Origin of the sequence: Legionella sp. PATHC035, from assembly GCF_026191115.1 — a bacterium.
Classification (GTDB): domain Bacteria; phylum Pseudomonadota; class Gammaproteobacteria; order Legionellales; family Legionellaceae; genus Legionella.
In genome coordinates this window covers 2,974,548-2,997,973 of the sequence record NZ_JAPHOT010000001.1, presented here as the reverse complement: position 1 = coordinate 2,997,973, position 23,426 = coordinate 2,974,548, and the positions used below count along the sequence as shown (strand labels likewise).

Sequence of the window (23,426 nt, the reverse complement as noted above, 5' to 3'; positions counted from 1 at the left end):
TGCTCAAATATATCACACTTTTAATAAATAAAATATTAAAGAAAATTAGAAATGGATTGAAAAATTGATTAAAAAACATCGAGAACGGAGCTTAATAACTGCTGTGTATAAACTTCTTTAGGGTTTTTAAAAATCATTTCACAACTTCCAAATTCAATACCTACGCCATCTTTCATCACAAATACCTCATCAGCAATATAGGAAACAACGCCCATATTATGGGTAATAAATAAATAAGAAATGCCTGTATCCTGCTGCAATTCTTTTAATAAATTAAGAATCTGTGCCTGAACCGAAACATCCAGGGCACTCGTTGGTTCGTCACAAATCAAAATATCAGGTTCTGTAGCTAAAGCTCGAGCAATACAAATTCTTTGTCTTTGCCCACCAGAAAATTGGTGGGGATAACGATGTAAACTGCTGACAGGCAAATTAACTTGGTTCAACAGTTTTTTCTGTCGTGCACTAATCAAGGAGCGCTTCATCCCTTGGGCATGCATGCCTTCAGCGATTATTTCACCCACAGTCATCCGCGGATTCATAGAGGAAAAGGGATCCTGAAAAATAATTTGAACTTTTTTTCTGTACTCCCTTAAAGAGCGCCCTTTTAATGCCAGCACATCCTGCTCTTTGTAAAATAAATCGCCTCCAGAAATCGGTAATAAACGCAATAAAGCACGGCTGGTCGTTGTTTTACCACATCCAGACTCACCTACTAATGCTAATGTTTTTCCTTGTTGTAGACGAAATGAAAGACCATCAACGGCTTTAAATAAGGTTTTGTGACGACTGAATAGCCCTTTTTTCTGAATAAAACTAACGGATAAATCCTCCACAGTCAGGATCGTTTTTGCTTCGGTATTAGTCCCGCTCCAGATGATTTTATTTTTTTGCAAAGGAGGTAATTCATCATACTCAGGATATAAATGACAGCGTACCAACCGCCCGTCTTGCTCCTGTATTTGCGGCTCCTCTACTGGACATCGCGAGAAGGCATAAATACAGCGTGGATGAAAACGACACCCTGAAGGCATTTCATCCAAAGCCGGTACAAATCCACGAATAACCGACAGGCGTTCCTCTCGTTTTGCCATAGAGGGCACCGAAGCCAATAATTGCTGTACATAGGGATGTTGCTTGGTGCGGGAGAAAAAATCTTCTACAGAAGATTGTGCGACTACTTGCCCTGCATACATCACACATACGCGAGAGGCCATCGCTCTCAGTACTCCAAGATCGTGGGTGATCAGCAGTAAGCTCATCTGATGAGTTTGTTGTACTTTCTTCAATAAAGAAAGAATTTGTGCTTGAATGGTTACGTCTAAAGCAGTTGTTGGTTCATCCGCAATCAATACATCAGGTTTACATGCCAAAGCCATCGCAATGACTACGCGCTGTTTCTGGCCACCGGACAATTGATGTGGGTATTGATGAATTTTAACTTCTGGCTGAGGCATTTCTACCTCATGCAGTAAGGACAGTAATGCTTCATGCAATTCGTGGTGGGTCAATGAGTTACATCGCAACAACGCCTCTGCCAGCTGTTCTCCAATCGTCATCACCGGATTAAGCGCAGTCATCGGCTCCTGAAAAATCATTGAGATCTTACGGCCTCTCAACTGTCGCATCATGTACTCTGGTAAATCCAGAATGTCTTGTCCATCCATGTGGATTTGACTATTCACGCCATAAACACCAGATTTAGGTAATAGACGCATCAAAGCCAGAGACGTTAGGGATTTACCGCAACCTGACTCCCCCAACAACACTAAGGTTTCACCAGGATGTAAATTAAAACTGATCTCATCCAAAGCCGAGACCCGTTGATGGTGATCTTGAAAAACTACAGATAATTGATGAATTTCAGCACTTGTCTCTACCATATTTTTTCTTTCAACCCAGATTAAACCTAATCCAGGAAAGCATCCCTACTGATTCCCAGATATGATTTAATCAATCCAGGTATTGATAATATTCTGAAAAAGTCAAATTTGAGTCAGGCTGAGAGAAAATGATTTCTTAAAATGCGCACACAGTTATCTATGCTGCGCTGTTTCGGGAATCACTTTCTCTCAAGATGCGCCAAATGTGGCTTTTTCCCAAGAGTCTTTACTTGTCAGTTGCAGAATAGAGGCTCTTTATAATAGATTTAGAAAAGGAATATTCGTCTTTCGTCCTACTGTATCATAATGTATGGTAAAATAAAGATAACTTTTATTAGAGAAATACCCATGTCAGAAAATTATACTGCCCAAGCAATTGAAGTCTTAAGTGGACTCGAACCTGTTCAACGACGACCCGGCATGTATACCGATACAACGCGTCCAAACCATTTAGCTCAAGAAGTAATTGATAACAGTGTCGATGAGGTATTGGCCGGCTTTGCAAGCCATATTCGTGTTACCCTTCATGAGGATGGTTCTATTGAAGTTGAAGATGATGGTCGTGGAATGCCCGTGGATTTACATCCGCAATTAGGCTTAAGTGGTGTGGAAGTCATTATGACTCGATTACATGCCGGGGGCAAATTTTCAGATAAAAATTACAGCTTCTCAGGTGGTTTACATGGGGTGGGTGTTTCTGTTGTCAACGCACTTTCTGATCGTCTGGATGTTACCATCAAACGTAATGGCATTATTTACCAAATGTCTTTTGCCAATGGCGACAAAGTATGCGAATTAAATGAAACAGGCATTACTAAAAAAAGAGATACAGGTACGATTATTCGTTTTTGGCCAAATCCTAAGTACTTTGATACTACTCGTATTTCAGTCAAACATTTAACGCACGTACTCAGAGCAAAGGCGGTGCTCTGCACTGGCTTGTCCATGACTTTTGTCAATAAAACAAGCAATGAAGAAATGCATTGGTGCTATGAGCAGGGACTTATTGATTATTTAAATCAATCGTTACCTGATGGAGATTACTTACCTGAGGAGCCCTTTACAGGCGAATTCAAAAGTGACGAAGCAACGGTTGACTGGGCCTTGGTTTGGTCCAATGGGGGAAGCGCTGGTTTCAGTGAGAGTTATGTCAATTTAATCCCCACGATTCAAGGCGGTACCCATGTTAATGGCTTACGCTCTGGCTTGTTTGATGCGATGGCAGAGTTTTGTGAACTGAGAAATTTACTACCCCGAGGCATAAAACTGACTGCAGATGATTTGTGGGAACCTTGCCAATACGTCCTATCCGTGAAAATGAAAGAGCCGCAATTTGCAGGCCAAACTAAAGAACGTTTGAGTTCCCGTCAAATTTCCGCATTTGTCAGTAATGTGGTTAAAGATGCTTTTGCACTTTGGCTCAACCAACATCGCAATCAAGGTGAGGCCATTGCCTCTTTAGCAATCGATCGAGCGCAAAAACGGTTGAGACAAGCCAAACAAGTAGCACGCAAACGGGTCAGTCAAGGCCCTGCCCTCCCCGGCAAATTGGCTGATTGTTTGCTCACTGATCTCAGTCAAGCTGAATTATTTTTAGTCGAAGGAGACTCAGCAGGAGGTTCTGCAAAACAAGCACGTAACAAAGATTTCCAAGCGATTTTGCCCCTCCGTGGAAAAATTCTTAACTCTTGGGAGGTGGATTCATCTCAAGTTTTAGCGTCGCAGGAAATTCATGATATCTCAGTAGCTATTGGGGTTGACCCTGGTTCATCCGATCTGAGCGGCTTGCGTTATGGTAAATTATGTATTCTCGCCGATGCAGATTCAGATGGCGCACACATTGCTACGCTAATCTGTGCCTTATTTTTACGGCATTTTAAACCACTAGTCCAGGCAGGCCATGTATTTGTTGCCATGCCGCCTCTTTATCGAATTGATGCAGGCAAAGAAGTTTATTACGCACTCGATGATGAGGAGAAAAATCGTATCCTCAACCACTTGGCTCAAACATCTCGAGCAAAAACCAATGTTCAACGATTTAAAGGTTTGGGTGAAATGAATCCCATTCAATTACGTGAAACAACGATGGATCCGAATACCAGACGGTTGGTTCAGTTAACTTTGGATGATGAACAAGGGGCTGAAGCAATTATGGATATGATGTTAAATAAAAAACGCGCCAGTGATAGAAAAGTCTGGTTAGAAAGCAAAGGCAACTTAGCTGAAGTGTAACTCATTAATTTTTGTCCATTGATTCACTTAATGGAGGTTGGGCCCTTGGCCCAAGAAAAACTCCATCCTTCATTTCGTCTAAAACGATGTTGGGCCAAGGCCCAACCTACATCTAAAACTAATATTACCACTTTAATAACGGAATCAGATTAGAATAATCATCGGTCCATAAGAACTGTTCGTTACTTGCATCAAACCGCCAGTTAGTCCCTTTCATCAATTGAAAAGCAAGAGCTTCATTAAAGGTCAAAAAGGCCCACTCCGAATCAAACTGAGCTAATGCCGGAATTCCTTTGTTATGTATATAAAATACCATCAGCTCTAAAGACCTGCCCGCAGCATTAATCACAGGCAATAATTGCAAATGCCGATTACTTAAATTAATTAATATCCCACCATCTTTGGTAATTTTTTGTTTGTATAAAGTAAATGCTTCAAAAGTTAATAAATGTACTGGTATTGCATCAGAATTAAAGGCATCGACTATTAACAAGTTCTGGGAATGATCGGGCAATTGTTCTACCGCTAATCGTCCATCATTTTTTATAATAGTCACCTGCGCAGGACAATCTCGTAAGTAAGTGAATAGAAAAGGATTGTTTGCCAATTGGATGACCTGATTATCAATTTCGATTACTTTAATGTGATCCTCCCTTCTAAATTGACAAGTCATCGTCCCAATGCCTAAGCCAATGACGGTTACTGACAAAGAACGCTTTTGTTGTTGCATGGCATCAACTACGGGTCGAAGCGCTCCATAATAAGAACTACTTCCATTAGGTTTTTTCTCGTCCATCACCTGTAATCCATGCACTGTGGACTGATTGATTAAAGCATGTGTTCCTTGTTTATCTATTACTTTTTTTACCCCATAAAAATCACGTTCTTGTATTAAAATAGTCTCGTCCTGTAATAAGGGTGAAAAAATAAACCCAAATAAAATCAATAAAGACAGGATTAAACTGGTTCTATTTTTTTGCCAAACAATGATCAGAATTAATGCCAGAAGAGCACACATTTGAAATGAGGTAAAACCTCCTGGCCAATGAAGATCAAGGATGAGGTAATGAAATAGCAAAAGAGCCAGTACCACCAGAGGAAGCCACCAACCGCTTTTTTTTGTCCGTTGAGGTAAAGCAAATAAACTGAGCAAGATTGCTAAAGGATATTCGTACACCTGATTAAACCAATGGGGGGCTATAACTCCATTAAATACACCGGCTAATACGCCACCAAGAGCCAAACAAAAATAAAATAAAGTGAGTGATTGTGGTTTTGGCCTACTTAAAAACAATTGGCCATGGCAGAGTAAGGCTAGAATAAAAAAATTTAACAAATGAAAGACAATACTTTGCCAAACCTTTATTTGAGTTGCAGTTAAAATAAAGCCAATGATTGGAAAAATAAGAAAAAAAATACTGTTTTGTGCTATCCATGAGAATGAAATTAACGGTTTTTTCGTAAATATCAGTACAAAAGTAAGCAGATACAATGCCAAAGGCAATACCCAAAATAAAGGCGTTGCTGCGATATCCGTAGTAATATATAGAGTCACTCCAAGCATTAAGCTACAGGGAACAAAACTGAAAAAAATCCAATAGCCTATTTTTTGCCAATGCCACTCTTGGACTCGTTTATTTTGTTCTTCCAACGGTTGATATTGAGGAACATAGAGAACAATAAACAACAAAACCACATAGAGTACATAGAGTATACTCCATAAGTAGTACTGATTTTTGAGCCCAATAAAACGCTCAACTACCCAAGGATAAAGCAATAAAGATAAAAGACTTCCCAGATTCGAAGCAGAATATAAAAAATAGGGATCCGCCGCCCCTTTTTCTTTAGTCTGGCTGTATGCAAACTGTAATAAAGGTGCTGAAGCCCCAATAACAACTAGGGGCAATCCTAATTGGGTTAACAAAGCAAATAAAATACTCCACTCTGGATAATCATTAAAACTCACAGGCTTAAATAAAAGAGGAAAAACTAAAAAACTCAAAATAACAAGTACACTGTGTATCAACCGCCATGAAAAAGAGTTATTCAAAAAGCTAAGCAATGCAGCATATAAATAAGCAAACAATAGGATCACTTGAAAAAATAGCATACATAAAATCCAAACTGCTGGCGTTCCTCCATAAAAAGGCAACAAGGTTTTTGCAACCATAGGTTGAATGCTAAATAAGAGAATGGCGCTTAAGAACAAACCGATCGGGAATAAGAAACGCACAACAATCCTTGGCTAAAAATCCAAACTGATAACAATGCATTGTAAGATTAGAAGAAGTATTCTTCAACGTAAGCCTAGATACCTAAGTAATCGAAATACGAGGGTCTATTGCTTTTAAAATGCATCAACAAAAGCTATATTAAAGGTCATTTTATATTTCTGGAGTAACTATGGATAGTTTTCCTCGAGAAGATTTTCCTAATGTCAACACGAGTAGTTATGATCAAATAAGAGATACTTTAAAAACGGGCAACCTTTTATTTGCATCCGGTAATTCTTTAATGTCTTCGATGATTAAAGGAGCAACGAACAGTGTTTGGAGCCATATCGCATTTATTGTACGTCTAGAAGCGATTGATCGCATCATGGTCATGGAAAGTGTTGAAACCATTGGCGTACGCACTGTTCCTTTAAGCAGTTATGTGCGTAACTATAACGGAAGTGGGAAGGGATATCCTGGAAGGTTAATGGTGGCACGTTATCAGGATTTTCCGACTGACGCGCTTCCCAATTTATCAAAGCAAGCCGTTGATCTACTTGGTTACCCTTATAATACAGAGGAAATTCTTAAAATCGCTGCTCGTATAGGAATGGATGCATTCGGATTTGACAACACGAGCCCCGAGGTTACCTCGCCTCATGCATTTATTTGTTCAGAATATGTAGCCATTTGTTATAAATCGGTTGGTATTACTATAGATTATAATCAAGAAGGCTTCATTGCGCCGGCAGATTTTGCCCGGTCGCCACAGGTACAGCCAATTTCTTATATTGCTACTGAGTAATAAATCTTCATTCCTCCTATTCCCGTCATCGCGAGCATAGCGGGGATCTGCTGGCTGCGGCACAACGCACTCGTTAAACTCGGGATATGGGAGGAACCAGTGGAGCTCACATCGATCGCATCAGGCAATTTGATTGCGCTAATGAACAGGGTAAACTGCCCTTCTAGCGCGAACGGGGGAGGAAATTTTTTACTTTTATTCCTAAGACGATTCACCAATTGTTTTAAAATCGTGTTCACCGAAAATTGCAGAGTCAAAAGAATAGTATTTAAATTCCAGGAGATTATTGCTTGGATCTTTCAGGAAAAAAGATTGATGTTCAATACGCGTTCCTTTAAATCTAATTTTTAGAGGAATTTCAAAAGGTATTTGTGCCTTTTTAATTTTTTCCCAGAAGGCATCAAATTCGTGTTGTTCAAGAAAAATGAGGCCGAAATGTCTCGGGTAAATACCTTCTTGCGCTGGGGGAAGAGTATCAATTTTATGTGCAACGATTTGATTATTGCCAAATTTCAAAATTAAAGCATGCTCTGATTCACGCCCTAGGGAAAAACCCAATTTATGATGATAAAAATCTTTTGCCGATGCAAGATCATGAATCGGGAATGCAAGATGGAATAAAGTATTCATAGATAGGTTTTCTTATTATTTTTATATTTTTTCCATTTTCCTTGGCATAAATTCATTTTAATCGACACAATTCTTATAACTGGTCTATGTTATAGAAAGGAAAACTGAATACATCCTAAATAATATAAAATTTATATTATTTAAGAAATAAGTATGTAAGAATATTTGCTATTTAACTTTAACTTCAAGTATAAAATGCATTTAAACAATTTTTTTGATTATATAATTCACGTTGATGTTTATTTAAATGCCATTGTTTCAACTTATGGATTTTGGACCTATTTTATTCTATTCGCGGTGATCTTCTGTGAAACTGGACTTATTGTGACACCTTTTCTACCGGGAGACTCTTTACTTTTTGCTGCCGGAAGTATTGCAGCCCAACCTGGAAATCCTTTAAATATTTCCCTTCTATTCCTACTGCTTTTTGTCGCTTCAGTCTTAGGAAACCAAATCAATTTCCTGGTGGGACGCCTACTGGGCCCACGTATTTTTTCTACTGATAAATCCTGGTTACTCAATAAAAAGCATTTGCAGGAAACTCATGCTTTTTATGAGAAGCATGGGGGAAAAACGATAGTTTTTGCACGTTTTCTTCCCATCATACGCACTTTTGCTCCCTTTGTTGCGGGTATAGGAACGATGCGAGTGGTTCATTTTTCACTCTACAATTTGATTAGCGCCTTAATTTGGATTGCTAGTCTGTTAAGTTTGGGTTATTTCCTGGGTTCAATCCCCATAGTTAAAGAAAATTTTTCCGTAGTCATTTATGGCATCATATTCATTTCTATTTTACCGCCCATTGTTACTTTGTTGGGTCGCAAACGAGCCTAGCTTGAGCCTAAATGGCCCGATTTTAGAGCACCGAAATGCTGCATACATCAGTATGTGCGCATCAGAGCACAGAAATTCAGGGCCATTTGGCCAAAATGACAGGACCTATTCCCATTTCGCTAGCTTGAGCCTTAATGGCCCGATTTTAGAGCACCGACGCGCAGCATACACCAGTATGTGAGCATCGGAACACAGAATATCGGGACAGTTTGGCCAAGACAGTAGAAATGGGGATAGGTCCTAATTGGCAATCAATAATTGCGACAACATCCCCTGTTGAATCCACCCCTTGAGATAAGAAGCAGCTTTCATCCCTACCTCCTCGGGATTAACCCATTGACAAAGCCCCTCGCAAAGAGCACCAAAGGATAATCCTTGTAATATGCCATCCAAAAGCCAAGCCTCTTCTTCAGACATACTGTAAAATCGAAGCATATATTCCGGTGCACGCCATAAAACCCAGGGAGTTGGGGCTGAATTTTGTTGCAACTCAGGTAACTCGTGATCATGAGATAAAGCTTGCCAAAGAGGAATTGTATTCCAAAAGTAATTGATTCGTTGCAGGGATGGATGAAGAACAAATTGTAAATTTGCCCAAGCTTCAGGTGGAACAGCAGCCATATCCTCGATCCGAACTACTGGTGCATCAGCAGAATCAAAGGCCAGGCTCATTCTCCACTCAAAATCAGCTAATTCGGCCAAATAGGGATATTGTGGGTAATTGTGCTTAATGAACTCAGATAATAGGTCGCCATACCAACGAATGGAGCGATAACAAGAAGGATGAGCATTGATATAATACGTTGATAACTTATTAAACTCCTCAGTTCCTAAATAAGAATATAAGGTGGGAAAATTGGTACTCAAGCTTTCAATTAGCCTAAGTTTATAAGCATCACGATAAATACCTAGGCGAGTATCCACGGAAACCAGTTCAGTTTGCACAATAGAATTATGGATTTCAATGTGTTCTGTTAATAAAAATTTTTGAAATTGATCTTGTAGCTGCATAAGCTGGGTCATACAAGCACCTCTTCAACCAAAATGGATTCTGCAATTCGGCGTGCATGATTGATTTCCGCAAGCAACTCAGCAAGAGGAGGCATATTATCATCTCGTTCAATCATCGTTGATATGGGGCCAAGATGTTGCAATGTGGCTGCATAAAGATCCCAAACGGGTTTAATGACTGGAGCATCATGGGTATCAATAATGTAATCTCCATGATTCGAGTGACCCGCTAAATGGATCTGAGCTACACGTTCGGGAGGCATAGCTAAAATATAATCCATAGCATTAAATTGATGATTTATAGAGCTGACATAAATATTATTGACATCGAGCAAAATGTAACAATCCGCTTGCCTGACAATTTCTTGAATAAATTCCCATTCGGACATTTCAGATTGTTGGTAAGTAAGATAGCTGGAAACGTTTTCGATTAACAGAGGACGTCCTAAAAAATCCTGTACCTGCTGAATTCGTGAAACAACGTGGCTTACTGCTTCACGCGTATAGGGAATAGGCAATAAATCATGAGCATTAATGCCGTTAACTCCAGTCCAGCATAAATGATCAGAAATCCATTTCGGTTCGACCCGCGCCGCTAACTCCTTCAGTTGTTTTAAATATTCTCCATCCAGAGGGTCCGTACTACCTAATGAAAGTGACACGCCATGCATCACCATAGGATAGTGAGCTCGTATTTGGTCCAGATAGTACAGCGGTTTTCCGCCCGGAACCATATAATTTTCGGTAAGAATCTCAAACCAATCCAGATTAGGTTTTTGCGTTAATATTTCTTCATAATAATCAGGTCGTAATCCCAAACCAAAACCTAAAAAAGGCATTTTTTGAGTCACTTTATATTTTGGGCTGTCCATAGATGAAATCCGAGGGAAATTTGAAACCAGGCACGCAATACATGCCTGGAGTAAGGCAATGCTTAGTGTGAATTACTCAACAACAGTACCACCAGCTTTTTGGCAATCTTCTTTAGACATTTCGCTCATGCCTTTGCCTTTGCAAGCATTTTGGCCTTTACAAGCGTTGTTTGCAGTTTTGCAAGCGCCTTGACCTTTACAAGCGTTACCACCTTGGCATTTAACCATACCAGAAGCTGCATCAGCAGCAAAAGCTGGAGCAATAGCAAACATTGAAGCTGCACCAATTGCAAGAGCAACGCCTGTTAATTGTAATTTGTTCATTTACTTAATTCCTTTTAGAGTTAGTTAAATAAGCTATAGGCAAAATAAAATTTAGCCACTTGCATTTTAGAAAGTAATATTTAATTTTGTCAAGTTACCTTTGAAAATTAATGGTTTTCCATGCTCAAAGCCTCCCATGCCGTATTATCAATTTCGAGAAGGTTCTCCACATCAGAACAGGGAATTTGCGTCGGACAACATGCTGAAATCTGGGCCTTTTAAAGATAATCCCCTCGTAATCGCTACAATTGTCTATAATCAGAATAAATATGTACTGCTTTAACGATAGATTATGAATGCACCCTTATTTACCTCAGAAGAAATTTATGAATTCATCAAACAACATGAACCCTTCAGTTTGATGAGTCAGGCTTGTCTTTTAAAACTATCTCGTGTTCTTGAAATAGAATCACAAACTGGCGATTCCCTCTTGATTAGAAAAGGGGAGAATATGAATGATCTTTACATTCTGATTAAGGGTCGCCTTTATTATCAAGTCACGGATACAGAGGGAAATGTGACTTATCAAGGCGAATTACATGAAGGGTCAATCATTGGAGAAATGGCACTGTTGTCTGACTTACCACGCTCAGCCAATGTGTACACATTACGTGATAGCATTATCTTAAAGTTATCCAAGAACAATTTTTTGAAATTATGCAAATCTCATCCGGAACTTTTGAACAAAATAACTCAATTCACGATTAAACGATTGACTGACTCACTGCAAGGAATTCAGCCTCCAGACTCTCGTAACAAATCAATCGCCCTGATTCCTATAAAACCCATTTATGACCTCGAATTTCAGTTGCAAGAAATGATTTTCCGTTTTTCTTATGGAGAAAAAATTCTCTTGTTAACCAGTAGTTATTTAAAAAATAAAAAAAACTTTCTCGATGAGAATGGAACCATGAGTGATCAAGGAATTTTATGGATTGATCAACTCGAAAAAGAATACTCTTTTATTTTTTACCTCGCTGATGAAACAATAACAAACTGGACTAAATTTTGCGTACGCCAAGCCGATTCAATCGCGTACTTAGCGCTCGCAGAAGAACATAATTCTGATTTATCTGAAGTAGAACACTATGTATTACATTCCCAACATAATTTTATTAAACGTAGCGTATTAGTGCTGATGCATCACGCTGCAACTCCACCTCATAATACTCAAGCTTGGCTCGAAAAAAGAGCGGTAAATACTCACTTCCATGTTCGAAGCAATACAGAGGCCGGTATTGCTCGGATGATGCGTATCTTTACTGACAATACTATTTCTCTGGTACTCAGCGGTGGTGGTGCTCGAGGTCTTGCTCATATCGGCGTTTATCGCTTGCTAGAAGAAAGAGGGATACCCGTAGACTATATCGCTGGAACCAGTATGGGCGCAATGCTCGGTGCCGTTTTTGCTATGGGGTATTCTTCGGCTGAGCTGTTGAAATTGGTCGAAGATTATTTGATTAAAGGCACTAAGATTGATTTTACCTTCCCCTATATTTCAATTGCTACTGGAAGAAGAGCCACAGACAGTCTGATCGAACTCTATGGTGAACACAGTAAAATTGAAGATTTATGGCTTAACTATTTTTGTGTATCAACAGATTTGGTCAGCAAAAATTTGTATGTCCATGATAGGGGTCTACTATGGGAATCAATTCGATCAAGTATTTCTCTCCCTTTTATTTACCCTCCGGTATCTTTCAACGATAAGCTACTTATTGATGGAGGTGTACTCAATAATATACCCACTGATGTCATGCGACAGTATTCACATAGCAGCAAAATCATTGCCTCTAACGTTAATAATGCCACATCGTTCAAACTGTCCCCATTGCCTTACTCACTTTCTGGTTGGAAATTGCTTTACAATAAATTTTTGGGAAAAGAGTCCATATTGCCCATTAATTTAGGTGAGTTAGTACTGCGGCTTTTAACCATAAGCTCCCATCAAAATACTGCGAAAATGATGGCTATGGCAGATTATGGTATTACTTTAAAAGTAGACAATTACGGAATTTTGGACTTTAAAAAATTTAAAGAAATTATCGACGCAGGTTACCAACAAGCAAAAGCGCAGTTATCTGTCCAAAATTTACCTGAACTCATCAAGAGTAAATCTGAGTATTCTCGCGGAAAAATGATTTAAAAAATCAACCTTCGCGACATTCTTGCACGCACTGCCCGGCTATTTTTTTGCTTTTCTCGCCATGACCTGATCAAAAATAATTCTTTTTTCTGGAGGCAAAGATGCTCGTCGCAAAGCCATCATTTCTTCGAGAGTTCCTTGGATGCAATCTGGAGTTAGCCTATCAAGAATTAAAAAGCCATTTAAGTGATCAATTTCGTGCTGTAAAACCCGCGCATAAAATCCTTCTTCAATTTGTTGATGAAACTGGCCTGATTCATCATAGTAGCTGACGGTGATTTGCTCATAACGAGGGACCTTTCCTGATTTGCTGGAAACCGAGTAACACCCTTCAAAATCGTAATTCATTCCAGAGCCTGCCACCGGTTCGTAACTGGGATTAATCATAATATGCATCGAATAGAATTGTTTCACATTATCCCGAAGTAACGTCGCCTCTTCAGGAATATAAATCGCAATAATTCTTCGCGAAACATTAACCTGAGGTGCAGCCAGCCCCACGCCCCCCAAACCATGTAATTTACGTTTCATGGCACCAATTAAATCCTTATCTGCTTGACTTAAAGGAAAGGCAACTTCCTGAGCTTTATCTTTTAGAACCTGACGATATTCAGGCTGCTCTACAGTAACTATATCCATCGCCATACTCGTTGAACTCCCCATTAGGAAAAAGAATAATACGATAGCTAAACCTAAGGTACGCATCGACTTAATTCGTTTTTTTCAAATTTAAAGTGTGTACTGAAAAATAATCATCTGCCTGATACATATGATCCGCATCAATACCCACGCGCAGTGCCTCAACCAAATCGGATTGATATTGGCTAATCACACGAATCTCAGAAGCTGGACTATCTTTAAGTTGTCTCGTCACCAAATAATTCAGTAATGACATGGTTGAACCAGGATTCATCGCTTGCGTTTCATCCTGTGTTTTAAACAGCTGGTAACGATAGGACAAACAAAGAAAAATGCCTGGTGCAATTTCAACTGGAGTTTTATCTTCTTTGACACTTACATCAACATTCCGATAAAAATTGAGGTATGGGTATTCTTTGCGCAGCAAATTAAGAATCTGTAACACATGCAATTCATTGGTATTGGCTATGAAATAAATAGGGTCCCTTTTAGGCTGAGACGCCGATGAATGGGAGGCTCCCTGTACTTGTAAATCACTTCGTTCTGCTTCACGAATTAATGCAGGAAGATAATCCGTTTTTGTTTCATCCCAACTAATTTGCGAATTCCAAGCATTTTCCAGGAGCATCATTGCAAAAGTTTTAGAATACAACTGCTTACTCCTCAGTTGCTCCAGTTCACCCAACTCAGGAGTTGCATCTTTAAGAAAAGAAAAAATGTGCAGTAACCGCTCGAGAAATTGTTCGGTGCTGAGCATCCCTAACCGATAAGGCTGAATTAATTTAGAATCATTCCTACCCAATTGATACATAAGCCAAGCATAGTTTGTCCATGATTGAAAAAAACTGGAACACGAACTGAAACAACCGGTCGAATAATGATCGCAAAGCTCTTCAAAGGACCGAACACAGGTATTTATTGGTTTTAAGGCATGTATGGAAGATAAATTAACAATGAGCGGCATGGTTACAGTCCCTGTTATTTTTTTGCGCGATTCTATCTCAAATGATGGGGCGTTTCAAATTGAGACCATCCCTGATTGCAAACCACCATTTGTTCATCTACTTAAACCCCATAAACTCTTTTTAATAATTATGATAATATTACCTTTCGCCAAACATTCATGTTTATGCATGCAGCTAAATACAATACATCTGCGTCAATTGAATCAGCTCGATGAGGGTCATTTTCTCCTGACCATGCAAAAAAGCCGTGATTTTCACTACCCTTTTGTCAGCGCACCACAAACCCATGAAGAATTTCAAAGTTATTTACAAAAATCCTTGCAAGAAGATCGTCGGTGTTATTTGGCATTAAATCAAAACGAAGACATAATTGGCGTGTTTAACATCAGTGAGATTGTGCGAAGCGTCTTTCAAAGCGCCTATTTGGGTTATTTTGCATCGGTAACCCATGCGGGCCAAGGCTTAATGAGCCAAGCATTAAAATTGGTTTTAAAAGAAATTTTTTTAAACTTAAAGTTACACCGGCTCGAAGCAAACATCCAACCCACTAATACTTCATCCATACATTTAGTCACCCGAAATGGGTTTCTCAAAGAAGGATTTTCACCAAGATATTTGAAAATAAATGGTATATGGTGTGATCATTTTCGTTTTGCCTTAACTCATGAAGACTGGCTAGCGAATCAATAAAGCGATTCCTGGATTGTAGCCTGGGTGTTTGCAACGGTATTTTTGCCCCATTACCAAACTCTCGCCAATAATTTCCTGTATCCAGTAATGACGTGATCTGCAGCTAAAAATTGATGGCGATCGTAGCTGGTCATTAAACCAATGACCTGCATCCCTGCAGCTTTGGCCGCTTTTACTCCATAGGGTGTGTCTTCGATAACCAAGCAACGCCCAGGAACAACATCTAAACGTTGAGCCGTTAATAAATATCCTTCCGGTGAAGGTTTTCCGGCCTGCACATCCTCAGCAGTAACAATCGTATCAAAATATGCATGCAATTTTCCTTGTCTTACTTTAGAAAGTACTGTGGTTATCTCACCGCGACTGGAACCACTACAAATAGCAATTTTTTTTACCTTAGGGGCAATTTTAAAGAGGAACTGGTCAAAGTCTACAATCAGTGGTAATGGGTCACACGTATTAATAAGGTTCGTATAAGCTTGTGTTTTTTGCTGAATCAAGCGTTGAACTTCTGCCTTGGAAAAATTGAGTCCCTTATTGTGAAGTAACTTAGGAAACATATCTTTGTCGGATAAACCCAGGTAATGTTCCATATACTCGGGATAACTGATGGTTATTCCAAATGGCTTAAGTACATGACTATATGCCTCATAATGAATAGGCTCACTGTCTAAAATAACCCCATCAAAATCAAAAATAATTGCATCAAACATGGTATTCAAATTTGCGTTTATCAAATTAGAAGCGATTGAGACACTTTAGCATTCCTTGCATTAAAACGTAAATCGAATCGAAACGTGACATCCTTTTTAACTCGCTAATACTCACTAGCAAATGAGGTATCTCTTGCCATGGAGAATAAAAATTAATTGCTTGTATTTATCAGAGGACTTCGTTCATAAACTTGAATTTCATTTTCTGGGTCTGCTCTTTCTTCTACACCTGCTGAATTCTTCGGCGCTTGTTTTTCCAAGGTCCCGCTCTCGGCTATCACAGGGCTCCCAAGTTGAGCCATCGCCTTGGGAGCATTGGGAATAGTTTTTCCTTCAGATGAGGAGGCATAATCAGGGTCGACTGATTTTTTTTGCAGGGGCATAGTCGCCCCCCCCGTATATTTCCCTTCAATTTTCCCCGTTTTTTGATTAATGACCAAAGCATAGGGAGGGTTATACAATGAAATCTTGTCGTTGATTTTTGTCTTATAAACTCGACGTGTTTCTCCATAGTCAAAATCAGTATCCATACCAAAAACATCTTGAAAAAAAGCTCTGAAATTTCTTCCATGCCCAAACAACCAACAATCTCGTTGAGTAACCGTATTAATCAACGTTTTAGTTTCGAGTATTTTGTCACCATGGTATTTTAGGTTTTGACAAACATCCGGTTTATCGCCATCAGAAAGAATTTTATTTTTGCCATGCTGCTCTATTTTTTCTGCAGCACTCTTTCTTTTCTCATAAAGCGGGCTGAAATCCTCATCACTATGTGTCCAGATGGACAGTTTTAAAAGAAGTTTTTTAAACGGAGAGGTCCAAAAAGAAAGCTGATCATATAACTCCTGCATATCAGCTATCGAACGCACATCAAAACCCGAAGGTGAAACACTGTTTTCTGTCAAAAAAGGCAAAACCTTTATGTCTGCATTATTAATTTCTTGGGGAATTACTAAGCTAGCAGTTTGCATGGCTCGATTCATTGGCGAGACAGCAATCAAGGGAGGGTGCTCTTGCGAGGAGTAGCACAATAAAGCGCCACTGAGTTGATTCGTTATGGCCATGTTTTTTTCAGCCTCTTCTGAAATCGCTGCATTAGGACTTAGGCCCAGTTTCTTTTGTCCCAACATGCCGCATTCCCCATGACGGCTGAATAAGACTTGAGCCGTAATTTCCATTCCGCGGGCATCAAGATACAGTCTGTCTGTCTCGTGAATTTGGGCTAATATTTGACTTGATTTTGCGCCCTGCGCGCCATTTAATTGTATGATGAGCTTCTTAATTTCCTTTAAATAAAGCGTTTCCAGAGATAGAAAGAATGCTTCTGGGTGTATGTGTTGATTCGATTCAGGCGGAAAGAATTCGGCTTGAATGCTTTTTACAGTATCAGCAAACGACATGCAACATCCCACAAAATAAACAATATTGACACTTATTGTACAAGAAAACACTCGCTTTGATAAGCCTTTTTTATAATATGGAGAGAGTGCATTGGTCTGCATTCAAAAGAACTTCTTTACCAAGAGGTAATACACAGCGTCTGGGAAAATGTCCATAAGGAAAATTTTTAATACAAGGAACTTTGAGTCGCAACGCCCACTCCTCAATCACGTCATCTACCGTTCCATCACGTTTGGGAAAATATTTTGCTGTACAACGCGCAAATTGACCAAAAATAACCCCTGCAACCTGTGTAAAGACCCCAGCTAAATCCAATTGTGAGAGGCGACTGTCTACTTGATAAGGTTCCGCACCCACATCCTCCAGCAGTAAAATACAGTGCTTAACCTCCGGTTGAAAAGGTGTCCCCATCAATGAAGTCCAAGCTTCTAAATTTCCACCCACCAACCGCCCTTTAACCACTCCAGGCTGCATGGTTTGTCCTTTTTTGATTTGAAAGGCCTCATTTTTTAGGCATGCCCAAAGAGTCTGCTCAATTAAAGAGTCAAGTTTACCTGCTGCCAAATCACCAAATACAAAGCCAGAACAAGAAACCAATCCCGTTTTCTTGTATAAAGCAGCTTGCAAGGCGGTAGTATCACTAAATCCACTTAAATGCTTAGGTCGAGATTGGATGAGTTCATAATCAAGAAGAGGGAGTATTCGTTGTGATCCATAACCTCCCCCCATAGCCATAATCATTTTGACTTCATCATCCATAAAAAAATCCATAATGTCTTTAGCCCGATACTCATCCTCACCAGCTAAAAACCGATCGACAGCATGCACATGTTGTCCTAATTTCACCTGAAAACCGTTTTGCTCTAGATAGGAAATACCCACTTCGAACAATTCAGGAAGCATAGGACTTGATGGCGTAACCAGCCCAATGGTATCTCCCGGTTTTATGGGTTCAGGGTACAGATAGCGCATCCTCATTCTCCAAACAGGCCGAGTATTTTTTACAAAATATAACATTGCAATGTCACTCTGGATACCGCTCATCAAACCAGATGCTCTCCATAAAGTGTGAGGGTTTGCTTCAAGGCTCTATTGACGCATATTATCTTTCATCCCAGCGCACCAGGATTCCCTCCTGGTAGACCGGCCCTCTAGGACAGGATAATGAACAAATTGCTCCTCTGAACTTGACAAAGTAAAAAGATAAACCAGACTTTAAGAACCCTAAATGGAATTTGGTGTTATGAAAAAGCATCCCTATTCTCCAGCAGAGGTTTATCATCTTTTGGGGCCTAGTCCAGTGGTATTGGTCACAAGCTCTCTTGATGAAATGAACAATATCATGACTATGACATGGCATACGATAATGAATTTGCCCCTCCCATTATTGGGACTATGAAGTGTACGTGGAGGAAACTATGGCTACTTCAAAAAAAAATAAAGAAGTAAAACCTCTAATGAGTGAAATTGAAGCAATTTATAAGCGACGTGCTGTACGTAATTACACCGCAGATAAACTCGACAAAGCCGTCATTCATTCATTGCTTGATTCTGCAGTTCAAGCGCCAACGGCCATGCATGAAGAGCCTTGGTCCTTTGTTGTCATTCAAGACCAGGATACCCTAAATCAGTTATCCAACAGCGTGAAAGCACTGATCTACACTGAGGCCCATAATTATCCCAAAATACAAATGAGGCATCTGCAACAACTCGTAAATAATCCTGATTTTCATGCATTTTATAATGCAAGTACGCTCCTTGTTATTTACAGCAAATACCACGGCCCTTTTGTGGCAGCCGATTGTTGGTTGGCTGCTGAAAACTTAATGCTGACTGCCTGTGCCCAAGGACTAGGGACCTGTGTTATTGGTCTTGCCGTTTCAGCACTCAATACCCCCGAGTGGAAGACAAAACTCAATCTTCCCTCTGATATCACAGCAATTGCGCCAATTATAGTAGGTATTCCAGCGAGTGTCCCCGCGGTGGTACCTCGTAAATCACCAGAAATTCTGGCGTGGAGATAAATTGGCCCTATGCACTAAGTCACCAAGCAATCGCCCATTATAAGATTCCTTTATCGGTCAGCAGATCATGGGTTGCTTTTTGATAAGTGTTTAAAAAATTATCTTGAACCACTACAGCCATATTATCAATCGCTTGTACCGTTTCTTCTCTCTTAATAAGCCCCATTTTGAATTTCCAATTCTTGGGTAAAGTAAGCTTTGAACCCAGCTCAGCCAGGGATTGCTGCGTTTGAGGTATTTTCTGGACACTAAAGGATTGCATCACAAATACATTACCGTGGGGATCGATGAGCTCATAAACAGGTTTGCCAGCATCATAGATCCAAGTTGTTTTACGGGCTACTTTTCGTTGTTCGTAAGCAGGTTTTACTAATAAATCCTTTAAACTGATATGAATTACGCCAGCTTCTCGCATGGCCAGTCCATTAAATTTCTTAATTTTGGTACTCACTAGCTCGGAATTCTGCATTCCATCAATCATCCAAAAGCGAGGACCATTAAGATGGACATGGGGAGAACCTACTTCTTTTTTCACGTCATCAAGGGTTATTTTATCCCAGAGTGCTGATGGGCAATCATTGAGCCCTATTGTATTGTAAACAGCATAGTCCATCAGATTTTTACTGTAAATAATCTCGCAATAACGTTGCCCGCGAAGATGAGTTATTTGGGCCGCAGAGGAAAACGATGGAATAATCGCTAAAGCCAAGGATACAGCAATAAAAGTGTGTGCATAACCTCTACGCCACATGGTTACCTCCTGTATGTTTTATTTATTGGAAAGATCTTGCAAAAAATAATACATAAGAAATGGATTAAAATACAGTTAAACTGTTTTGGAGCAATCTAAAAACGGGGGGTTGCCAAGTTATCGCACCTATTTTTCATGCATCCTCTTTATCAGCTAGCCAGGCGCTCGACTCGTAGAACTACTGTGCTCCATGATTGATTCATATGCTTTTGTAGTTTGTTTGTCCCTTAGTGCTTTTCTAAAGAAATTAGCTGAGCTTGCATTTGTAGCAATCTTATTTATTTCGTTCATCGCCTCGTCAGCTTTTTGGGGATCTGTCATGCCCAATTTAGCTTGTTCATAAATTTTAAAAATATGAGGGGGAACTATTTTAGATTTCCCATCCACTTCGATTTCTTTTCCAGTCAAGGGTCCTAATTTTACCTTCCACTTCGTATCTTCAATTAGCTCCTTTATCTCGTTAAGTGCAACAACAGCATTTGCTTTTTTAATAACTAGTTTTGGGTCGTGATCATATGCTTTTTCAAATTCTTTAAAAGTTGCCATATTCTGAGCATTGTATTTTTCCCAAAGTTCATCTTTTAATGGTTTCTGTACCGGCCCTGAAGCTAGTCTGCTAATCCCCACGCTTACTTCTTCTGCATATTTTCTATAAATCTCTATAATTCTGATCTCTATTGTTGATGGCGGCTTTTGATGCAATTTCCTCTTTTCAGCGATTGGCTCCCCTTCCTTCCTAAGAGTAGGGGGAGATGGGGGTTGTTTTTCATTTTTCTTCTGATGCTCAGGGGATATCTCTGGTTGCTGAGCTATAGGTTGTTCTTTTTTTGCCGATTTTATGCTTTCATTAATTTGTTCGTATTGGCTAAGTATTTTCTTATACGAGCTTTCTGCCAATTCGGTGAGCCGTTGGAGTTCTTGTTTATTTTTATCAGTTTGATTGCGTTCATATTGGGTATTTTTAAATGAATCCACCATTCCTTCAAGGCTATTTAACACTGTTCTAACGAATAATAATTGGGTCTCGCTTAAATTTTCTTGTTTTAGCATCTCAAATTTTTCCCTTGCATCTGCAATGTGTTTCCCTAGATTTTCTTGTGCATCTGCTCGTTGCTTTTCAAATGCCAGATAATCTTGTACAAATAAATTATCCTCAGCACAGGATTTGCTATGGCGTGTGACTTTGTCCAACTTACCCTGATCAAGTGCGCTTTCTCCGACTTCACCTAAAGCAGACTGAAGTTGATTTAACTGTTCAACCTGAATGTCTTCTTCTTTTATTTGAGTCAAGATCGTATCTGCTGTCTTAATTGCAGTAGCTAATGTTCCATGTTTCATGGCAAGCGCATTGGCTCCAGATTCTGCAGGAAATACATGCATCCTATCAAGGGCTAAGACCTCACTTAAGTCTCCTCTCTCTTTTTCAGTAAGGCTGTCAAAAACAGATCGTGCTAAATTGCGATCAATATTTTCAAGGACATATTTTTGAACATCCACCGGCTTGCCTGTAATTTCACCGGTAATCGCTTGGCGTACCGTATCAAGGGACTTAGTTACTGCCTCAATCTGCTGATTTTGCCCTAGAGCTAATGCTTTTTTTGCCTCTAATTCATCTTTAAGTGCTAAATATCGTTGAAAATTATTGACTTTACGTTCGAGAGCGGTCAACTCCTTATCGGCCTTTTCAAGGACAGAGAGCTGATCTGCTAAAGTGTCTCCCTTAGGAATTTTTGACCACTCACCGGATAAAGTAACAGGATTCGATGCAGCTTGGACCGCATTCTCTAAACCAGATTCAAACTGCACATTTAAGCTGATATTTTTTAGTCGTTTCAATAAATTCTTTTCCATCGTAAAAGGCATTTTTTGTTTTGTATCGGTATAAGCCATGTCACCATAATGCTTCTTATATTCATCAGCACAATGTTGATTGGCCTTGTGTATCTGTGCTTCAATAACATTTACTTTACGGGACGAAATACCGGTACTGCATTTTATTAATAATTCATTGGTAAATTGGACTACTTCCTTAAGAGAATCCTGAGCAAATTTGTTATAAGTCTCTTCAATGGGATTGACTTTGCCATATTCATCAATTTTTGCTATTCCTGCAAAACTTTCATTGAATTCAGTTATCTTTTCTTTACGTTTCTCGACATTGTCTTTTGTTTCATCAAGGATTTGTTTGTAGTAATCTATTGCCGCATTATAAAGTGCTGTCAGCATTACTTTTTTGGTAAACTCGATGGTATTTTCATAATTGGTATATCGGGAATATTTATCACTAACATGTTCCCCAAAAGAATTTTTTGCTGCAGATAACTGGACTCTTAAAGCGGATATTTTATTTTCAAGTGACCTTCGTGTTTCTTGTAATGCGCTTCTTGATGCATGAAGATTGTTTTGTGAAAATGAAGTAACACGTGGGTCTTGAGCAATGGCCTGATTGAGTGCAATTTCTCTCTTTTTTAATTTACTTAATTGTTGCTCTAAGCCTTCAATTGCTTGTTCAATGATTACTATTTGGTTATGAGTGGGTTCCAATAAGCTCTTTGTTCCATATGATGCATTCATTTTTTTGACTGCATCTTCCAGATCGACATCTCCTTTTTTGATTATTTTTATAGCCGCTGGAAACGCAACGGCGTCAGGAAACTTTCTCGGGCCTTTTACAAGAAAATCTTCTCGTTCTTGAGCAAGATCTCGTTCTTTTTTATTCTCGGCTGCTCTCTTTTTATTACTTTGCATCAACTTAGAGATAGCTTCGGGAATAACAGGAAGCCTCCAAGTTTGCTGTTCTTCAAGTTCTCCATAAGTACTTTTAACTTCACACTGTGCAGCCGTATATTTCTCTTTAAGTGCTGATTCAAGAACTGATTGACCGGGAGAGGTGTTGGCTTCGACAGGCGGTATGTTATGACGGACTACGCCGTCAGTTACAGTATAGTCTACTTGAAAAGCCCCCTCTTTTTTTCCTGAAATTAACACATGGGTCCGTAATTCCTGTCGCCCATCGTATAACGTTAATTCGCCACTTTTTATCATTTGGGCTACAATCGATTGGGCAATGAATTCGAGTTCTTTAGGGGTATTCGCTGGTTTATCAGGTTCATCAAGAAATTCAAATGGTGTATCATCAAAAGTAACCGTCACATCAATAACGATTGGAAGACTTACAAATTTACCAGGCCGTTCAATAGAAACTACAACCGATTTCATGCCATTAGCCCTATTTTTATACATATATCTCAAGTATAGTACCATTGGATCAAAATAAATCCACCAGACTCTAA

General features: G+C 39.4%; 19 protein-coding genes. 6 read left to right on the top strand and 13 right to left on the bottom strand.

Going from position 1 to position 23,426, the window contains the following annotated elements; translation table 11 throughout:
* Nucleotides 1-68: 68 nt before the first annotated feature.
* The gene (locus OQJ13_RS13205; protein WP_265711287.1) at nt 69-1,883 is read right to left on the bottom strand and encodes an ABC transporter ATP-binding protein; all 1,815 of its coding nucleotides are present in this window, start codon (nt 1,881-1,883) and stop codon (nt 69-71) included.
* Nucleotides 1,884-2,231: 348 nt separating this feature from the next.
* Between OQJ13_RS13205 and parE the strand changes: the two genes are divergently transcribed.
* Nucleotides 2,232-4,115 carry a DNA topoisomerase IV subunit B gene (parE, locus tag OQJ13_RS13200; RefSeq protein WP_265711286.1) on the top strand — a complete coding sequence of 628 codons (1,884 nt, stop codon included), beginning with the start codon at nt 2,232-2,234 and terminating at the stop codon, nt 4,113-4,115.
* 124 nt (nt 4,116-4,239) lie between these two features.
* Here parE and OQJ13_RS13195 read toward each other — a convergent pair whose 3' ends face one another.
* Nucleotides 4,240-6,348, bottom strand: a complete 2,109-nt coding sequence (locus OQJ13_RS13195; RefSeq protein ID WP_265711285.1) for a fused MFS/spermidine synthase — start codon at nt 6,346-6,348, stop codon at nt 4,240-4,242.
* A 170-nt stretch (nt 6,349-6,518) separates the two neighbouring features.
* Here OQJ13_RS13195 and OQJ13_RS13190 point away from each other — a divergent pair, with 170 nt between their 5' ends.
* Nucleotides 6,519-7,133, top strand: coding sequence for a YiiX/YebB-like N1pC/P60 family cysteine hydrolase (locus tag OQJ13_RS13190; RefSeq protein ID WP_265711284.1), 615 nt, complete (start codon nt 6,519-6,521; stop codon nt 7,131-7,133).
* 201 nt (nt 7,134-7,334) lie between these two features.
* Here the strand turns inward: OQJ13_RS13190 and OQJ13_RS13185 are convergent, their stop codons facing one another.
* Nucleotides 7,335-7,763: a VOC family protein gene (locus OQJ13_RS13185; RefSeq protein ID WP_265711283.1), complete on the bottom strand. Its 429-nt coding sequence runs from the start codon at nt 7,761-7,763 to the stop codon at nt 7,335-7,337.
* 195 nt (nt 7,764-7,958) lie between these two features.
* On the opposite strand from OQJ13_RS13185, the gene OQJ13_RS13180 reads away from it, so the two are divergent.
* Nucleotides 7,959-8,597 carry a DedA family protein gene (locus OQJ13_RS13180; protein WP_265711282.1) on the top strand — a complete coding sequence of 213 codons (639 nt, stop codon included), beginning with the start codon at nt 7,959-7,961 and terminating at the stop codon, nt 8,595-8,597.
* 240 nt (nt 8,598-8,837) lie between these two features.
* On the opposite strand, the gene OQJ13_RS13175 is transcribed toward OQJ13_RS13180, so the two are convergent.
* The 3 genes from OQJ13_RS13175 to OQJ13_RS13165 form a co-directional block, all read right to left on the bottom strand.
* Nucleotides 8,838-9,620 carry a DNA-binding domain-containing protein gene (locus tag OQJ13_RS13175; RefSeq protein WP_265711281.1) on the bottom strand — a complete coding sequence of 261 codons (783 nt, stop codon included), beginning with the start codon at nt 9,618-9,620 and terminating at the stop codon, nt 8,838-8,840.
* The gene (locus tag OQJ13_RS13170; protein ID WP_265711280.1) at nt 9,617-10,480 is read right to left on the bottom strand and encodes a DUF692 domain-containing protein; all 864 of its coding nucleotides are present in this window, start codon (nt 10,478-10,480) and stop codon (nt 9,617-9,619) included. The genes OQJ13_RS13175 and OQJ13_RS13170 overlap by 4 nt, the downstream gene beginning before the upstream one ends.
* 72 nt (nt 10,481-10,552) lie before the next feature.
* Nucleotides 10,553-10,804 (bottom strand): hypothetical protein, encoded by a 252-nt coding sequence (locus OQJ13_RS13165; protein ID WP_265711279.1) that lies wholly within the window; start codon nt 10,802-10,804, stop codon nt 10,553-10,555.
* 292 nt (nt 10,805-11,096) lie between these two features.
* Here OQJ13_RS13165 and OQJ13_RS13160 point away from each other — a divergent pair, with 292 nt between their 5' ends.
* Nucleotides 11,097-12,950 carry a cyclic nucleotide-binding and patatin-like phospholipase domain-containing protein gene (locus tag OQJ13_RS13160; protein WP_265711278.1) on the top strand — a complete coding sequence of 618 codons (1,854 nt, stop codon included), beginning with the start codon at nt 11,097-11,099 and terminating at the stop codon, nt 12,948-12,950.
* 39 nt (nt 12,951-12,989) lie between these two features.
* Here OQJ13_RS13160 and def read toward each other — a convergent pair whose 3' ends face one another.
* Nucleotides 12,990-13,595: a peptide deformylase gene (gene def / locus OQJ13_RS13155; protein ID WP_265711945.1), complete on the bottom strand. Its 606-nt coding sequence runs from the start codon at nt 13,593-13,595 to the stop codon at nt 12,990-12,992.
* A gap of 64 nt (nt 13,596-13,659) precedes the next feature.
* On the bottom strand, nt 13,660-14,553 hold the full coding sequence (locus OQJ13_RS13150; protein ID WP_265711277.1) for a hypothetical protein: 894 nt from the start codon (nt 14,551-14,553) through the stop codon (nt 13,660-13,662).
* Here OQJ13_RS13150 and OQJ13_RS13145 point away from each other — a divergent pair.
* The gene (locus OQJ13_RS13145) at nt 14,525-15,244 is read left to right on the top strand and encodes a GNAT family N-acetyltransferase (RefSeq protein ID WP_265711276.1); all 720 of its coding nucleotides are present in this window, start codon (nt 14,525-14,527) and stop codon (nt 15,242-15,244) included. The genes OQJ13_RS13150 and OQJ13_RS13145 overlap by 29 nt on opposite strands.
* A gap of 50 nt (nt 15,245-15,294) precedes the next feature.
* Here the strand turns inward: OQJ13_RS13145 and OQJ13_RS13140 are convergent, their stop codons facing one another.
* The 3 genes from OQJ13_RS13140 to OQJ13_RS13130 all read right to left on the bottom strand — a co-directional run bounded on the left by OQJ13_RS13140 (nt 15,295) and on the right by OQJ13_RS13130 (nt 18,330).
* Complete coding sequence (locus tag OQJ13_RS13140) at nt 15,295-15,957, bottom strand: HAD family hydrolase (RefSeq protein WP_265711275.1); 663 nt, start codon at nt 15,955-15,957, stop codon at nt 15,295-15,297.
* Between the two features lie 152 nt (nt 15,958-16,109).
* Complete coding sequence (locus OQJ13_RS13135; protein WP_265711274.1) at nt 16,110-17,357, bottom strand: histidine phosphatase family protein; 1,248 nt, start codon at nt 17,355-17,357, stop codon at nt 16,110-16,112.
* 70 nt (nt 17,358-17,427) lie between these two features.
* Nucleotides 17,428-18,330 carry a S66 peptidase family protein gene (locus OQJ13_RS13130; protein ID WP_265711273.1) on the bottom strand — a complete coding sequence of 301 codons (903 nt, stop codon included), beginning with the start codon at nt 18,328-18,330 and terminating at the stop codon, nt 17,428-17,430.
* A 446-nt stretch (nt 18,331-18,776) separates the two neighbouring features.
* On the opposite strand from OQJ13_RS13130, the gene OQJ13_RS13125 reads away from it, so the two are divergent.
* On the top strand, nt 18,777-19,382 hold the full coding sequence (locus tag OQJ13_RS13125) for a nitroreductase family protein (protein WP_265711272.1): 606 nt from the start codon (nt 18,777-18,779) through the stop codon (nt 19,380-19,382).
* Nucleotides 19,383-19,419: 37 nt separating this feature from the next.
* Here OQJ13_RS13125 and OQJ13_RS13120 read toward each other — a convergent pair whose 3' ends face one another.
* Nucleotides 19,420-20,133: a hypothetical protein gene (locus OQJ13_RS13120; protein ID WP_265711271.1), complete on the bottom strand. Its 714-nt coding sequence runs from the start codon at nt 20,131-20,133 to the stop codon at nt 19,420-19,422.
* Between the two features lie 153 nt (nt 20,134-20,286).
* Nucleotides 20,287-23,352: a hypothetical protein gene (locus tag OQJ13_RS13115; protein WP_265711270.1), complete on the bottom strand. Its 3,066-nt coding sequence runs from the start codon at nt 23,350-23,352 to the stop codon at nt 20,287-20,289.
* Between the last annotated feature and the right edge of the window lie 74 nt (nt 23,353-23,426).

What these genes read in the sequence shown, in the direction of transcription:
- OQJ13_RS13125 (WP_265711272.1), top strand. Translation starts at nt 18,777, where the DNA reads ATGGCTACTTCAAAAAAAAATAAAGAAGTAAAACCTCTAATGAGTGAA.
- OQJ13_RS13140 (WP_265711275.1), bottom strand. Translation starts at nt 15,957, where the DNA reads ATGTTTGATGCAATTATTTTTGATTTTGATGGGGTTATTTTAGACAGT.
- OQJ13_RS13165 (WP_265711279.1), bottom strand. Translation starts at nt 10,804, where the DNA reads ATGAACAAATTACAATTAACAGGCGTTGCTCTTGCAATTGGTGCAGCT.
- OQJ13_RS13185 (WP_265711283.1), bottom strand. Translation starts at nt 7,763, where the DNA reads ATGAATACTTTATTCCATCTTGCATTCCCGATTCATGATCTTGCATCG.
- OQJ13_RS13115 (WP_265711270.1), bottom strand. Translation starts at nt 23,352, where the DNA reads ATGAAATCGGTTGTAGTTTCTATTGAACGGCCTGGTAAATTTGTAAGT.
- OQJ13_RS13190 (WP_265711284.1), top strand. Translation starts at nt 6,519, where the DNA reads ATGGATAGTTTTCCTCGAGAAGATTTTCCTAATGTCAACACGAGTAGT.
- OQJ13_RS13205 (WP_265711287.1), bottom strand. Translation starts at nt 1,883, where the DNA reads ATGGTAGAGACAAGTGCTGAAATTCATCAATTATCTGTAGTTTTTCAA.
- OQJ13_RS13170 (WP_265711280.1), bottom strand. Translation starts at nt 10,480, where the DNA reads ATGGACAGCCCAAAATATAAAGTGACTCAAAAAATGCCTTTTTTAGGT.
- parE (WP_265711286.1), top strand. Translation starts at nt 2,232, where the DNA reads ATGTCAGAAAATTATACTGCCCAAGCAATTGAAGTCTTAAGTGGACTC.
- OQJ13_RS13135 (WP_265711274.1), bottom strand. Translation starts at nt 17,357, where the DNA reads ATGTCGTTTGCTGATACTGTAAAAAGCATTCAAGCCGAATTCTTTCCG.
- OQJ13_RS13120 (WP_265711271.1), bottom strand. Translation starts at nt 20,133, where the DNA reads ATGTGGCGTAGAGGTTATGCACACACTTTTATTGCTGTATCCTTGGCT.
- OQJ13_RS13160 (WP_265711278.1), top strand. Translation starts at nt 11,097, where the DNA reads ATGAATGCACCCTTATTTACCTCAGAAGAAATTTATGAATTCATCAAA.
- OQJ13_RS13145 (WP_265711276.1), top strand. Translation starts at nt 14,525, where the DNA reads ATGGAAGATAAATTAACAATGAGCGGCATGGTTACAGTCCCTGTTATT.
- OQJ13_RS13180 (WP_265711282.1), top strand. Translation starts at nt 7,959, where the DNA reads ATGCATTTAAACAATTTTTTTGATTATATAATTCACGTTGATGTTTAT.
- OQJ13_RS13130 (WP_265711273.1), bottom strand. Translation starts at nt 18,330, where the DNA reads ATGCGCTATCTGTACCCTGAACCCATAAAACCGGGAGATACCATTGGG.
- OQJ13_RS13150 (WP_265711277.1), bottom strand. Translation starts at nt 14,553, where the DNA reads ATGCCGCTCATTGTTAATTTATCTTCCATACATGCCTTAAAACCAATA.
- OQJ13_RS13175 (WP_265711281.1), bottom strand. Translation starts at nt 9,620, where the DNA reads ATGACCCAGCTTATGCAGCTACAAGATCAATTTCAAAAATTTTTATTA.
- def (WP_265711945.1), bottom strand. Translation starts at nt 13,595, where the DNA reads ATGGCGATGGATATAGTTACTGTAGAGCAGCCTGAATATCGTCAGGTT.